The following is a 14,034-nucleotide window of genomic DNA, read 5'->3' on the forward strand; positions in this document are numbered from 1 at the left end:
ATGTATACTGTAGGGCAATTGTCCAAGCTTACCGGTGTGTCTGTCCGTACCTTGCATTATTATGAGAAGCTGGGCCTGCTCCAGCCTGACAGGAATACCGGCAATCAGTACCGTTCTTATGGTGAAAATGATATTTTACGGCTGCAGAAGATTGCTGTGCTGAAGCACATGCATTTTAAACTGAGTGAGATTAAGATTATCCTGGACAACGGGGAGGAGGCTCACCAGGATGTTGCCGTCTGGAGCCGGGCCCTTACGCAGCAGATGGCCTTCGTGAAGCAGCAGCAGGAGAAATTGCAGGCAGTGGAGCATTTGCTGTACTCTACCCTATACGCCATGCGGGCAAGTGAACAAGTGAATATCGATGAGATGCTTGGATTTATCCGTGAGCTTGAACAGCCTCCGCAAGGCAAAGAGCTGCGGCAGCAGTATTTCTCACCGGAGGAACTGGAGCTGTTGCCGATCAACGATGTAAGCCATCCGCTGACTATGGAGTGGGCCGATATTCTCAGGCGTGTCTCAGGTCTGCTGGCAGAACCGCCCGATTCACCGGCAGCGCAGCAGCTTGCGTCATCAATTATAGAATACGCCGATAGAATGTTTGGCGGAGATGAACAGCTCATAGAGAAATATTGGGACTACATTACTCCGCAGGAGGGTCAGCCTGCACGGGTGTACGGAATGACCACCGAAGTCATGCAATATATGAATGCGGTCATCCGTATTTATATGGGCGGGGAAGATCCCCGCCCGTGATCGTTGTTCCATGAAGCGTGCCAGCATTAGGGGCACGCTTGTTTATTTATTCCCCGACGCCGAAGCCGGCCCCTGATTCTCCCCGCCAGCCCGCTTGCGGTACTCGCCCGGCGTTAAGCCGGAGCTGCGCTTGAACATGCGGATGAACGAATTCACGTTCTGATAACCGACCTGAAGCGCGATGTCCTGGATGCGCAGGTCGATGTTCATCAGCAGATCCTTGGCCCGCTCGATCCGCAGCGTGTTCAGATATTCGCTAAAGTTGATGCCGGTCTTCTCCTTGAAGATGCTTGACAGATAGCCGGAGGTCAGATTCAGCTTATCGGCAACAATGTTCAGATTGATGTCTTCCCCGTAATGCTTGTCCAGATATTCCAGCACGAAGCTGATGACCGGGTCCCGGGTCTCCGAGCCGCTGCGGATCGCCGCAAGCACTGGAGACACCAGCTCCTGGAGCCAGTCCCTGTACTGCTGCGTGGAATAGAAGACGGCGAACGGCTCACCGGACAGGGCCGCAAGCAGCCCGATTTCAAGCTCCGGCAGATTGAGCTTCTGGATTGTTTTGCCTGCCTGCTCTGCAACCCCCGCAGCAAAAGCCCGGAAATCCTCCGCAGCGGCATCCTTATTCTGCAATTGCTCCAGCTGGCGGTCCAGCCAGCCGATGACCGCCTCCTCGCTGCCGGACTGCAGCAGATTATGCAGCTCTTCCCCGTGAGTGACCCTCAGATGGAACGCCTTGGCCGAAGAGGCCCGCGGCTCTACGATTATCTGCGTCTCTCCATTTAATCTGCGTTCCTTCAGCAGCTCCGACAGGTTGTGGTAAGCATCGGTAAACGGGGTTTCCCCTGAATATACCGGGCTGACCGCTATGGTAAGGTAGAGAGAACGTTCCTCAGCCAGCAGCTCCTGCAGCGTGCCCAGCACCTGGAGAATTCCGCTCTGCGGGCCGGGATTGAACATCAGCAGCAAGAGCAGATCCTGCTCCGGCTGCAACACCACACTCTCTTCTTCACCTGCGGTGAACAGGCGTTGAATCAACTGCCATAGGGCCAGCGTATGCTGCTCCGGCTCCTCCGGCAGGCGGGTGAAGCTGAGCTTGAACAGGATGGAGACATACGGGCCCTCGGAATGCAGGGCATCCTCCAGCTCACCAAGGCTTGCGTTCAGCGGAATGTTTTTAACCTTATGGGTATACGCATACTGGCGGACCAGCGAATTCTTGTGCGCCAGATCGTTCTGAATGAACCGGTTGTTCTCCAGGATCGAGCTCAGGCGGTCGCCGATAATGGCGAACTCCTTGACGCTGCTCACCTTGCCGGGGGCGCTGCCCGATTTGCGGTCGAACGCGGCGATCAGGCGCTGGAGCGGCTGGTTCAGCCGGTAGCTGAACAGGAGGGAGAACAGGAGGCTGACCAGTACCGCAGCAGCGAGCAGAACGGCGAGCAGCAGCCGCATGCCGCGCAGCCCGCTCGCGATGGCGGCAACCTCGGTGACCCGGACGTAGGTGAAGCCGGTCTGCGCCCCTTTTTGATAGAAATAATACTGGTCCCCGATCCGCTCATGTGAGCTTGCAGTAACGGCATCCCCCAGAGCAGGCAATTCCGTCTCTGCGGTGGAGAAGAGCAGCCGGTTCTGCGCATCCATTATATAGAAGGGATTCTTCCCGGCATCCCCGTACGCCTGCTCCAGCCGCTGCGGGTTCAGCATCACAATGCCGTAGACCTCTTCATAAGGAATGGCCTTGATCATGACCGGCATCAGCCGCCCCAGCGGACGCGAGGAATTCATCGTAGTCTCTGTGAAGGAGGCGGCGGGCAGGACCTTCAGATACTGGTTGTCCATGGTCTGGGTGCTCCAGAAGTCCGCCGGATATTCTCCGCTGTAATAATACTTGCCGAACATATCGGCCGCGGTACTCAGCCCCTCTTTCTCAAGCACATATCCCTCCGCCTTGAAATACAGAATGAAATTCTCAATATGCAGAAAAGGGTTCCCGTTCAGCGTCATCAGATCGGACTTCACCTCGCTGACAATATCGTAACGCCGGTTCTCCTTCAGATGGCTGAGAATGCCCAGGTTGGCCGTCCACGTATCCGACTGGGTGAGCGCCAGAATCATATTCTGGGTCAGCCGGAAGTGATTCTCGTACCCCTCCACCGTCTGCTTCAGACTCTGCTCGTTCTGCCGGACCACCTCCTGATAGACCTTCCCGCTAAGATATAGATGAGAGAACAGATTGAATGAAGCCAGCAGCAGGATGACACTCAGGAAGCTGAGCATGAGCTTAACAAACAGGCCGCTAAGGGCAAATTGGCTGGTAAGCGGTCTCTTCATAGGTATTCCCCCTTCAGGTGCAGCCGCTTGGTTATCGTTTTATCCTATCATAGCGGCCCAAAGCTGACACGCACAATATGCACTTTTACCGATTTATACACCTTAACCGGGAAATATGCAGATCGGGAGAAAAGTTATATAACATGCTGATAGCGCTTTCCAAAGGGTTGCCGCTATAATTCGGAGACAAGCCCCGGAAGCAGAGGGGAAGTAAGCTGACATTAAGTGAGCTGCATCATTAAGAACAAGAGGGGAATGCCTATGGCTCAAACGAGTGTAGTACCTGACAATTTGCGAAAGGAATTGAAAGATCCTTACCGGCGTCAAGGGCGTCTGCTGCGGACCTGGAACCATAACAAAACGCTATGGCTGCTGTTCCTGCCGTGCCTGCTCTACTATCTGATTTTCCGGTATGCACCGATGTTCGGCCTCGTCATTACGTTTAAGGATTATAATCTGTTTAAAGGAATCTGGGCCAGCGACTGGGTGGGGTTCAAGTATTACCGGATGTTTTTTGAGAATCCTGACTTTTGGCCGCTGATGAAGAACACTCTGCTCCTGGGCCTGTACAAGCTGGTGTTCGGTTTCCCGGCTCCGGTGATCCTGGCGATTCTGCTGAATGAAGTCCGTAAGGCCGCTTTCAAAAAATTCGTGCAGACCGTCAGCTATCTGCCGCATTTCATCTCAAATGTCATTGTGGCGAGCATGGTTATTATGTTCCTGTCACCGACCGGCGGCCTGATTAATAATCTGCTGGGCACCTTCGGGATTGGACCGATTAACTTCATGAATGAGCCGGGAATGTTCCGGGGCATCTATGTTCTGTCGGAGATCTGGCAGCATATCGGCTGGGAGACCATCATCTATCTGGCGGCATTGACGGCAATCGATCCGCAGCTCTATGAAGCAGCCGACATGGACGGGGCCAGCCGGATGCGCAAAATATGGCATGTTACACTGCCCGGCATCTCACCGGCGATTGTCATCACGCTGATTCTGAATATCGGCAAGGTGCTGGAGATTGGCTTCGAGAAGGTGTTCCTCATGCAGAACCCGGCGATCTACGATACGGCCGACATCATCAGCACGTATGTGTACCGGGTCGGGATGGAGCAGGGGAACTTCAGCTACGGTGCCTCCATTGACCTGTTCATGGGCATCATCAGCCTGATCTTCATCTATAGCGCCAATTACATCAGCCGCCGTGTCAGTGAGACAAGTCTATGGTAGAGGAGGGGTGTGGTGATGAGATCACCGAGAATTTCCTGGTTTAATGTGATCAGCACGTTCTTTCTGCTGGTGGTTGTGATAATTACGCTCTACCCGTTCCTGCACATGCTTGCGGTGTCTCTGAGCAGCGATGTCAATGTCATCAAGAACACGGTTTCGTTCTGGCCCAAGGGCTTCAATGTGAAGATGTACGAGCTGGTGCTGGGAGACCCGAAGATCTGGACGGCCTATAAAAACACGCTGATCTACACCGTGCTCGGCACTCTGATCTCGCTGGTGGTTACGTCTACCGGAGCCTATGCGCTCTCCCGCCGCGATATGGCGCTGCGCAGGACCTTCACCATGCTGATCGTCGTCACGATGTTCTTCAGCGGCGGGATGATCCCGACCTTCCTTGTGGTCCGCTCCCTGGATATGGTGGACACCGTGTGGGGCATGGTGCTACCGGGCGCGGTCAGCACCTGGAATCTGATTCTGATGCGGACCTTCTTCTCCGGCATTCCCAAGGAGCTGGAGGAATCCGGGCGAATGGACGGATTGAATGATATCGGGATATTCATGCGCATTATCATTCCGCTGTCGAAGGCTTCGTTCGCCACCATTGCCCTGTTTTATGCGGTGGGCATGTGGAATAACTTCATCTATCCGCTGCTGTATCTGCGCACCCCGGATCTGTTCCCGCTCCAGGTGCTGCTCCGCAATCTGGTGCTGGCGGGAAGCGCAAGCTCCGGGGATGTGACCGGAATCGGGGGAGACAACCAGGTCGTGGAAGAGTCGCTTAAATATGCAACGATTATGGTCTCTACGCTGCCGATTCTCACGGTATATCCGTTTGTTCAGAAGTATTTTGTCAAAGGCGCCATGATCGGTGCAGTGAAGGGCTAATCCGGCCCTGAACCATAACTACTACTTGAGGGAGAGATGAGGAATGAACAAATGGAAGTCTGTAATGCTGCCCCTCGCGGCAGCGGCAATGCTGGTGAGCGGCTGCAGCGGGGGCAATAACAATAATGCCTCACCTGCTGCCACGGCTGCACCGGGCGGAGAAGCTGGAGCCGCCACTGCGGGAACGAAGGAGGCACATACCTTCACCGCACTGCTGGACAACAACCCAACCTTTCCGTATTCCAAGGACTGGCCGGTGTGGGGCTGGATCAAGGACCAGACCGGCGCCACCCTGGAGGTGCAGACGCCTTCCGGGAAGCTGGCTGAAGCGCTGAATCTGGCGGTGGCCTCCAATGCGCTGCCGGATCTGATGTACATGCCCAACCGTAAGGAATCGAACAAGTTCGGCCAGCAGGGGGCACTTGTAGACCTGATGGAGTACATGGATAAACTGCCGAATCTGACCGCCTGGATGAAGCAATACCCGGATGAGGCGAAGGCGGCACTCTCGGCCGACGGCAAAATGTATATGTTCCCGAACCAGGGCTTCGGGGAGACGAACCGCATGATCTGGATGTACCGCCAGGATGTTTTTGAGAAGGAGGGCATTCAGGCTCCCAAGACTTATGATGAGCTGCACACGGCCCTTAAGACGCTGAAGACCAAGTACCCGGACAGTTACCCGCTGTCGGTCCGTTATGGCCAGATCCCGGATGAGATGAACTCCAGCATGACGGTCAATTACGGGACAGGCGAAGGGGCTTACTATGATTATGACAGCAAGGAATGGCGCTACGGACCTACCGAGGATAATTACAAGGAAATGGTCGGCATGTGGAAGCAGTTCTATGATGAAGGTCTGATTCCGCCGGACTTCCTGTCCTTGCAGACCAAGCAGTGGCAGGATATGGTCTCCACCGGCAAATCATTCGTGACCGTGGATTACATCAGCCGGGTGGACTTCTTCAATAATGCGATGCGCAAGGAGAATCCAGAATTCAATATGCAGTTCCTGGCTCCCCCCGCAGGTCTTGAAGGCGGCAAACAGCTCAACCCTTACTTCCATTACATGGAGGGCGGCCTGACGGTAGCTTCCACCTCCAAGAATATCGAAGACATCATGAGTTATATGGACTTTTTCTATTCGGAAGAAGGCCGGACGCTCAGCAGCTGGGGTGTGGAAGGCGAGACGTATGTGAAGGAAGGCGAGACGATCAAGTTCAAGCCGGAATATACCGATGTGATTGAGATGCGGAAGCAGACGGGACTTCAGACCAGCGGAACCTATACTTGGATTGACTTCAACGCCCATCTGTCCCTATTCTCGGATGACCTGAAGCATGCTTATGAAGAGGCTGTCAAGTATGATCCGGCCAACATGCAGCCGCGTCCGGCCTTCACCGAGAAGGAGAATGAAGTCATCTCGATCACCGGACAAGCGATCAAGAAGCACCGTGACGAGAGCTTCGCCAAGTTCGTGACCGGCTCCCGCAAACTGGCCGACTGGGATAAATATGTCGAGGAGATCAACAATCTTGGCGTAGACAAGCTGCTCGCGACGTACAAGGAAGCGTATGACCGCGTTCAGAATATTCAATTAAGCAGCAAGTGAGCGAAGCTTGACGCAGGGAACAACCGCTGAAGCACAGGCAAGACAATCAGGGTATTCGCTTGACCACTAAAGGAGGCGCCGCTTATGAAGCAACAGCTGCAAGGCTCTGGCAAACGGTTTGGATGGATTCTACCCTTGGTAGGTCTGATTGTTGTACTCTCAGCAGTGGCGGTCCCGGGCACAGCCCGGGCCGCAGGCACCATTACACTGGATGAACCGCCCGGGGGATATGTCTCCTCCGGCGGGCCGGTGGAGGTCAGCGGCACCTATACCGGACTGTATGATGTCCGGTTATATGTGAACGGGACGGCCCAGTTCGAAGCGCTGCTGGAGGACCCGGACGGGGATGACAGCGGCAGCTGGTCTTATACGCTCGACACCTCCCGTTACAACGGTTCGGTCGAGCTGGTCGCCCGCGGGCTGGATACCTCCACCCGCTATGGGGTGTGGAGCCCATCCGCAACCCTTGAGGTAACCAACTCCGCAGGCACCGCGCCTGTGGTGACGATTACGGGTCCGGATGAAGGGATTGCTGTGACCGGACAGGTGGCGGTCACCGTTCAGGCAGAATCGGCTGCGCCGGTCTCCGGCGTTCAGGTCAGAGTGAACCGGGGCCCTTGGCAGCAGGCTACTTATAACGGCACGGAATATGTATATGCCTGGAATACGGCGGGCATCGGCGACCGCACGATCAGCCTGGAGGCACGGGCCACGAATGCGCCTGGACGCTATGGCTATAGCCCGACCGTCTATGCGCAGGTCGGTGCGGGCACCCATGAGCCGGCAGTTCCTCTGCCGGATCAGGACCGGGCGATGTGGATCTGGGAGCCGGAGAGCTATAAGCTGCTGCTGAATCCAGGCTCGCGCGAAGTGCTGGAGTCCTTCGTTACGGACACCGCGACCTTCGGTTCAGAGCCGGTCACGACCCTGTATCTGGCTGTCGGCAATTATGCCGGATACCGGGCACTGGAGGAGCAGGAAGACGAGCTGCGCTCCTTCATGCGCTGGGCGCATGAGCGGAACTTAAGTGTTCATGCTCTTGTGGCGGGCGGAACCTCCCCGGCTTATATGGGCGCTTATGAGCGCTACCACCATCATGCCGTGCGGGAGATTGAGCAGATTATCAACTACAATCTAGCGGCGGATGCGGATGAGAAGTTTGACGGGATCAACGTGGACATCGAGCCGTATATTTCCCCGGACTTCAAAGCTCCAAGCAAGTTCCTGCAGAAGGAATACCTGGATGGTCTGCGCAAAATGATTGACCGCCGGGATACAGCCGGTATCCGGCTGCCCTTCGGCCCGGCTGTACCCAAATGGTACGATTCTTCCGAGCAGGGAGCGAATATCCAGTGGAACGGCACAACGAAATGGCTGTCCGAGCATATCCAGGACATCTCCGATTATATCTCGATCATGGATTACCGCGATTCCGCAGACGGAACCGCAGGCATCATTGCCGGGGCTGCCGGTGAGCTGGCCTATGCTGAGACCATCGGCAAGCCGAACTCGGTAGTCATCGGAGTGGAGACGCTGGATATTGCCAACAGCGGCGACCCGGAGACGATCACCTTCCTGGAAGAAGGGCGCACCCATATGGAAGCCGAGCTGGACAAGGTCTATGCCGCTTCCGGGCTGAGCAGCGCCTTTGGCGGAATCGCTGTCCATCACTATGATTCCTACCGGGCACTGCCTTCGTATTGGGGACCGGGCGGCGTCTACTGGACCGCACCGGAAGACCATGAAGCACCGTCGTTTGCTGCGGGCACACCGTCCGCTGTTGCCAGCGACTATCAGAGCATCCGGCTGACTTACGGCATGGCGACTGACAACTTAGAGGTAGACCGTTACATGATCTACCGCAGCACGGTCCCCGGCTTCACGCCAACCTCGGCGGACATTGCCGGACTCGCCCGGGGCCTGAATTACCAGGACAAGGGGTTGCTCCCGGACACCACTTACTATTACCGCATTGCCGCCCGTGATCTGGCGGGCAATATCGGGCCGCTCTCCAGCGAAGTATCTGCGGTCACCGGCAGCACAGCGCTGAAGCCGATGATCGTGACAGATATGCTGCTGTCCTATACTGGAACCGCTACAGCAGCTTCGATGAAGGTGCGTGATTATGCTACAGGAGCAGTGATTCCTGGAGCTGCGGTGGAAGGCCGGTTCACGTATTCCGCAGGCCGTTATGCAGCGGCAGTTACAGGAGCAGACGGACGCGCAGCCTTCACTTCAGAGGCGATTCTCCCAGGCCGTCAGGCCGGGTTCGAGCCGAGAAGAGTTCAGGCCGCCGGTTATTACTACGCCAGCGCGCATGACCAGCCGCACACCACGGCGCTGCTGCCGCATGGCGGGCTTAGCGGATTAACGCTGTCGGCTGGCAACTGGGACAAGCCTTTTGCCGCCAGTGACAAGGCTTATACCGTGACTGTGGGCAGCAATGTAACTTCGCTACAGGTCACCCCGGTTACCTCCAAAGCATCGGATACGGTACGGATTAACGGAATGCCAGCGGCTTCGGGAACAGCCGCATCCATTACGATTGGATCACAACCTGCTGATGTGCCGATCCTGGTACATCACGAGGATGGAACTGCCGATCTGTATCTGCTGCATATCGAGAGAAGCGCACCGGCAGATCCGGTGATCCCGGTGGAAATGGATGCTTATGTTCATGAACACCAGCCCTCCGTCAATATCGGGCAGGCTCCGGTTCTGGAGGTCGCCGATCTTCCGAATGCCCAGGGCGGAGGGGACCGCATCGCCTTCATGCAGGCGGAAATGAATCTTCCCGGAACTCAGGTACAATCGGTTACGCTGAATGTCTATGTTACCGCAGCGCCTGCATCCCCGGTTACGCTTGCTCTGAAGGGCTTCAGCGGAGTACAGTGGACCGAGAGCAGCATCACATGGAATAACCGTCCCGTCAGCGGCGGAACGAATCTCGGAACGGTCCGGGTCGCCGGGTCCGGCTGGTACAGCGCCGATGTTACCGCTTATGTCCTAGCGGCTGCGGCAGCCGGAGTACAGCCAACCTTTCAGTGGAGCGATCCCAATACTTCCGGCATCGTGGTATCGCTGGCCAGTTCGGAGAATTCAGATAACAAGCCATATTTGATGGTGAGTGGCGGGTTGTAAGCGAGTGTATGCGCTAGACAGAGCGTGACTGGAAGAGAAGAACTGGAAGAGTATAAGTGAATGAGCGTAACGAGAAGAGCGTAAGTGGGAGAGCGTGACTGGATAAGTGTAACTGGATGAGTGTAACTGGATGAGTGTAACAAGCAGGGGCGGCCCCCCGCCCCTGCCACACCCCAATAAGGAGGAATGACGTAGCTATGAATGATAGTACGGCTCCGGCTGAGGAGCAGCAGGTGGAACGTATGCGTGTTCTGGTTTTTCACCACCGCAGTGAGATGGGAGCGGCGGCAGCTGGTCAGGTTGGACAGAGAATCCGAGACTTGCAGAAGGATTCCACAGCTCCGGTTCGCTTTGTATTTGCAGCGGCCCCATCACAGAATGAGCTGTATGAGGGGCTGGTCCGGGAGCAGGGGATTGACTGGTCCCGGGTGCATGCTTTTCATATGGATGAATATATCGGTCTTCCGGCTGACGCTCCCGAGCGCTTCGGGAACTTCTTGCAGGAACGGCTGTTCAGCCGGGTAAATCCCGGACGGGTCGAACTGCTGGGCAGACCGGGCGATATTGAAGAGGAATGTCAGAGATACGCCGCCCTGCTGAATGAAGCGCCTATTGATATCGTCTGCCTCGGCATCGGGGAGAACGGACATATTGCATTCAATGATCCGCCTGTGGCCGATTTCGCCGATCCGCTCCTCGTAAAAGCGGTCGAGCTGGACGAAGCCTGCCGGACACAGCAGGTGAATGACGGCTGCTTCGCCAGCCTGGACGATGTACCCACCCATGCGCTGACGCTGACTGTGCCTGCCTTGATGGCAGGACATCATCTGTTCGCCATTGTTCCCGGCAAGGCCAAGCAGGCCGCGCTGCAAGCAGCGCTTCATGGCCCGGTCAGCACCGCGTGTCCGGCAAGTCTTCTTCGTACCCATCCCGCCATTACGCTGTTCACGGACCGGGATGCCTTCGGCCCATGAACGGTGTGATCTCGGGAAGACATTACAGAACCGGCCTGCCGGTTGAGGTCCACGTTAACGATGGTGTCATCGAAGCGGTTCATACGCTGGCCGAGAGCCGGCATATGGCAGATTGGCCCTGGCTTGCGCCGGGGCTGGTTGATTTGCAGGTGAACGGCGGCTGGGGACTGGACTTCAATACGTTGCCGCTTGAGCCGGAGACCGTTGCCCGACTCTCACGCCGCCTTCTCGCCCGTGGAGTCACTACGTATTGCCCGACTCTGATTACGAACGGGCCGGACCAGCTTACCCAAGCGGCGTCCGCCATTGCCATAGCGGTGCGGGAGCAGCCGGATACAGCCGGGCTGGTCGCAGGCATCCATCTGGAAGGGCCTTTCTTGTCGCCGGAGGACGGTCCGCGCGGTGCGCATCCCTTGGAGCATATCTGTCCGCCCGACTGGGAAGCCTTCTGCCGCTGGCAGGACGCAGCGGATGGGCTGATCAGGATCATTACCGTGTCGCCCGAATGGCCCGGAGCCGCAGCCTTCATCTCCCGGTGCACCGCCTCCGGCGTCCGGGTCTCCATAGGACACACGGCGGCTGCGCCGGAGCAGATCCGCGAAGCGGTAGCCGCAGGCGCGGTGATGTCCACCCATCTGGGCAACGGCACACATCTTACGCTTCCGCGGCATCCCCACTATCTTTGGGAGCAGCTGGCCGCCGATGAGCTGTACGGCTGCATGATTGCAGACGGCTGCCATCTGCCCGATGCGCTGCTGAAGGTGATGCTGCGGGTGAAGCGCAGCCGGGCGATCCTGGTCAGCGATGCTGTCTCGCTGAGCGGCATGGCGCCGGGCGCTTACCGGCTGCATATCGGCGGTGACGTGGTGCTGACGCAGGAGGGGTGGCTGCATCTGGCTGGCCATCCGAAGCTCCTGGCCGGGTCGGCCATGATGCTGCCGGATCAGGTAGCCTATCTGGTCAAGGCCGGGCTGGCCCCGCTGGAGGAAGCGCTTGATTGCGCGTCCGTCCACCCGGCCCGGCTGCTGGGACTCCCGCAGGCTGCGGGGCTTGCCGCCGGTGTGCCTGCGGATCTGATCGGCTTCCGCAAGAACGGCGGAGCCATGGATATTCAGGCGGTATGGAAGAACGGCCGGATGAGAGCGGCCGATAAGGATAATTAGAGCTCTGATTCAGTTTAAACCTGACGTTGTACTAGGAGGAGAGAGCGATGCTTAGCTTAATACCCGAGCCGAAGCAGGTGAGGATGACAGAAAAGGAGCCATGGCTGGCAGGCGGGGAAGTCCGTCTGCAACTGGCCATGGAAGTGGAAGATCCCCGGCTGATGCTTCATTGCCGGCGGGCTTTTCCCGGCCGGGAAGTCACCGCCGACTCGGGAGCAGGTAGGGGATACTCGCTGCTGATTGAGAGGATTGTCAGAATCAAGGGAACTGAGGGGACTGAGAGCACTTCAGCACAGGCTGAACCTGGAGATGCCGGGCAAGATACCGCCAGGACTGCGGCTGTGGATGAGATAGACTTGTCTGCGCTGGAGGGCAGGAAGGAAGGCTATCACCTGGAGGTTAGCGCAAGCGGAGCCGTGATCCGCACACTGGACGCGCCCGGACTCTATTACGGCTTGCAGACGCTGCAGCAATTGCAGTGCCTGCACGGGGATAGCGATATTCCGGCCGTATCTATTACGGACTGGCCCGATACGGAGCTTCGGGTGATGAATTTCGATCTGCGCCAGACCTTCTCGAAGCCGGAGCGGCTGATCGAATATCTGGCTGAGTTCTCCCGCTTCAAGACAAACGCCGTGCTCATTGAATATGAGGACAAATTTCCGTTCAAGGCGCACCGGGAATTCGCCCATCAGCAGCACGCGCTTAGCCGGGAACAACTCGAGGCGCTCCAGGCCGCAGCCCATGAGCATTATATCGAAATAATTCCGCTTCAGCAGAGCTTCGGCCACCTGGAGTATGTGTTGCGCCATGACTCATGGAAGCATCTGCGGGAAACCGAGGAGTCTACCGGGGAGATCTGCCCGTCTCATCCGCAGACGTATGAACTGATCACCGGACTGCTTGCTGAGATGATGGATGCCCATCCCGAATCGCGCTATATCCATCTCGGCTGTGACGAGGTGTATAGTCTGTGTGAATGTGAAGCGTGCCGGAAAGCGTTCGGCGGCGTTCGGGAACGGGCCTTCATCTCCTTCCTGAACCGCCTGATCGAATTCACGGCCAGCCGGGGCAGACAGCCGATTTTCTGGCATGACATGCTGGACAAATGCCCGCCCGGGGAGCTGGCGAAGCTTGATCCGCGCAGCGCGGCGATGATCTGGATCTATAACGGGCGCAACATACAGGATGAGGTCACTTCCTTGACCCGCAAGTTCCGGGCGCTCGGCATTGAGGTGATGGGCGCACCGGCGGTCCGCAGCTTCGACTGGGCGGAGCATCAGAATTATCCGGTGATAGACAAACGGACCGACAACCTGCTGCAATGGGCAGAGACCGCAGAGCAGCTGGATATCCGCTGCATGGTGGCTACGAACTGGACCGGGCCGTTCAGCCTTGGCGTGCCTTACGGCGTATTCGAGACCACCTGGTATCCGATGCTGCTGCACGCCGATCTGGCCTGGAACCGCAAAGCTGATGCAGACACCTTCATCGACCGCTTTCTTGAACTGTTCCACGGGATTACTCCCGAGATTGGCCACGCCCGGCTCGGCAATTACCAGCTGGAGGATTATTACGATATCATCTGGAAGCTGCGGGAGAATGTCATGAAGAATAAGGACTACGCCGAGCTGATTGCAATTATGCATGACTTCGAGGTAGCGACCGACCGCTCCAGGGCAATCCACAAATACGCCTACCGCTGGGAACTGTACCCGGGCGACAGCGCAGAATGGCGCTCGCTGCGTAATAATTACACGCGTAACCATAACGGCCGTGAAGCGGTCCGGCCCCGGATGCTGGAGGCACTCCTGCAATACCAGCCCCGCGATATGGCAGAGCATTTCGTATTGTCCCGTTTCTATCTGCATGATTATTTGGAGCGGACACTATACCGGGAGATCGGGCTGGCGCACGGGGAATGAGCATCTAACAGAAT

The 14,034-nt window shown here is 57.0% G+C and carries 9 protein-coding genes; 8 read left to right on the forward strand and 1 reads right to left on the reverse strand.

Annotated elements, in window-relative coordinates:
- Positions 1-756, forward strand: coding sequence for a MerR family transcriptional regulator (locus tag MHH28_RS06130; RefSeq protein ID WP_405113057.1), 756 nt, complete (start codon positions 1-3; stop codon positions 754-756).
- 42 nt (positions 757-798) lie between these two features.
- On the opposite strand, the gene MHH28_RS06135 is transcribed toward MHH28_RS06130, so the two are convergent.
- Entirely contained in the window at positions 799-3,090 is a 2,292-nt protein-coding gene (locus MHH28_RS06135; RefSeq protein WP_405113059.1) for a helix-turn-helix transcriptional regulator, read from the reverse strand.
- Between the two features lie 261 nt (positions 3,091-3,351).
- Here MHH28_RS06135 and MHH28_RS06140 point away from each other — a divergent pair, with 261 nt between their 5' ends.
- From MHH28_RS06140 to MHH28_RS06170, 7 genes are all read left to right on the forward strand, one after another.
- Positions 3,352-4,320 carry an ABC transporter permease subunit gene (locus MHH28_RS06140; protein WP_342478084.1) on the forward strand — a complete coding sequence of 323 codons (969 nt, stop codon included), beginning with the start codon at positions 3,352-3,354 and terminating at the stop codon, positions 4,318-4,320.
- Between the two features lie 15 nt (positions 4,321-4,335).
- Positions 4,336-5,205 (forward strand): carbohydrate ABC transporter permease, encoded by an 870-nt coding sequence (locus MHH28_RS06145; RefSeq protein WP_341185793.1) that lies wholly within the window; start codon positions 4,336-4,338, stop codon positions 5,203-5,205.
- Positions 5,206-5,248: 43 nt separating this feature from the next.
- Positions 5,249-6,817, forward strand: a complete 1,569-nt coding sequence (locus MHH28_RS06150; RefSeq protein WP_405113062.1) for an extracellular solute-binding protein — start codon at positions 5,249-5,251, stop codon at positions 6,815-6,817.
- A gap of 84 nt (positions 6,818-6,901) precedes the next feature.
- Positions 6,902-9,958: a DNRLRE domain-containing protein gene (locus MHH28_RS06155; protein ID WP_405113064.1), complete on the forward strand. Its 3,057-nt coding sequence runs from the start codon at positions 6,902-6,904 to the stop codon at positions 9,956-9,958.
- 197 nt (positions 9,959-10,155) lie between these two features.
- Positions 10,156-10,932, forward strand: a complete 777-nt coding sequence (locus MHH28_RS06160) for a glucosamine-6-phosphate deaminase (protein WP_405113066.1) — start codon at positions 10,156-10,158, stop codon at positions 10,930-10,932.
- The gene (locus tag MHH28_RS06165; protein WP_405113068.1) at positions 10,929-12,095 is read left to right on the forward strand and encodes an N-acetylglucosamine-6-phosphate deacetylase; all 1,167 of its coding nucleotides are present in this window, start codon (positions 10,929-10,931) and stop codon (positions 12,093-12,095) included. Before MHH28_RS06160 ends, MHH28_RS06165 begins: the two co-directional genes overlap by 4 nt.
- Before the next feature lie 47 nt (positions 12,096-12,142).
- Positions 12,143-14,020, forward strand: coding sequence for a DUF4838 domain-containing protein (locus tag MHH28_RS06170; RefSeq protein WP_405113070.1), 1,878 nt, complete (start codon positions 12,143-12,145; stop codon positions 14,018-14,020).
- Positions 14,021-14,034 lie beyond the last annotated feature (14 nt).

It is taken from the genome of Paenibacillus sp. FSL K6-1217 (assembly GCF_045040735.1).
GTDB lineage: Bacteria > Bacillota > Bacilli > Paenibacillales > Paenibacillaceae > Paenibacillus_AQ.